The organism is Nocardia sp. NPDC004604 (genome assembly GCF_040609795.1).
Lineage (GTDB): Bacteria > Actinomycetota > Actinomycetes > Mycobacteriales > Mycobacteriaceae > Nocardia.
Window position 1 is genome coordinate 1 of the sequence record NZ_JBEXLC010000333.1, and the last position, 1440, is coordinate 1440.

Sequence of the window (1440 nt, forward strand, 5' to 3'; positions counted from 1 at the left end):
ATCAGCGGAACGGCCTGACGCTGCATGTTCGCACCCATGAGGGCACGGTTGGCGTCGTCGTGCTCGAGGAACGGAATCATCGCGGTCGCGACCGACACCATCTGGCGCGGCGAGACGTCCATGTAGTCGACCTCGGAGGCGGGGACGAGTTCGTTCTCGTCATTGCCCCGGCGGCAGAGCACGCGCTCCTCCATGAAGCGGCCATCGACGTCGACCGGCGAATTGGCCTGCGCACGGACGTGGCGGTCCTCTTCGTCGGCGGTGAGGTACTTGACCTCATCGGTGACCACGCCGTCGACCACCTTGCGGTACGGCGTCTCGATGAAGCCGAACGGGTTGACCCGCGCGTACACCGACAGCGAACCGATCAGGCCGATGTTCGGGCCTTCCGGGGTCTCGATCGGGCACATGCGGCCGTAGTGCGAGGTGTGCACGTCGCGGACTTCCAGACCGGCGCGCTCACGGGACAGACCACCCGGGCCCAGCGCCGAGAGACGACGCTTGTGGGTCAGACCCGAGAGAGGGTTGTTCTGGTCCATGAACTGCGACAGCTGCGAGGTTCCGAAGAACTCCTTGATCGCGGCCACGACGGGACGAATGTTGATCAGGGTCTGCGGCGTGATCGCCTCGACGTCCTGAGTCGTCATCCGCTCGCGGACCACGCGCTCCATGCGGGACAAGCCGACCCGGATCTGGTTCTGGATCAACTCGCCGACGGTACGCAGGCGACGGTTGCCGAAGTGGTCGATGTCATCGACGTCGACCGGCACCTCTTCGCCGCCGGGCGCGGTCATCGCACGATCACCGGCGTGCAGACGCACCAGGTACTCGATCGTGCTAACGATGTCTTCCTTGGTGAGTACCGATGCGGTGATCGGCTCGCCGAGGTGGATGCCCAGCTTCTTGTTGATCTTGTAGCGACCGACGCGCGCCAGGTCGTAGCGCTTCTCCTTGAAGAACAGGTTCTCCAGCAGGGTCTGCGCGGACTCCTTGGTCGGCGGCTCGCCCGGACGCAGCTTGCGGTAGATGTCCAGCAGCGCCTCGTCCTGACCGGCGGTGTTGTCCTTCTCCAGGGTCGACATCATGATCTCGGAGAAGCCGAAACGCTCGACGATCTCCTCGTTCGTCCAACCCAGCGCCTTGAGCAGCACGGTAACCGGCTGACGACGCTTACGGTCGATACGCACACCGACGGTGTCGCGCTTGTCGATATCGAACTCCAGCCACGCGCCACGCGACGGAATGACCCGCACACTGTGCAGATCCTTCTCCGTGGTCTTGTCGACGCTGTGATCGAAGTACACACCCGGCGAACGCACGAGCTGCGACACGACGACGCGCTCGGTGCCATTGATGATGAACGTGCCCTTATCGGTCATCATCGGGAAATCACCCATGAAGACCGTCTGGCTCTTGATCTCACCGGTGTTGTTGTTGATG

The 1440-nt window shown here is 63.3% G+C and carries 1 pseudogene; it reads right to left on the reverse strand.

What is annotated here, in order from left to right:
- Positions 1–1440, reverse strand: a pseudogene (locus tag ABZW16_RS43935) (DNA-directed RNA polymerase subunit beta); the annotation flags it as partial.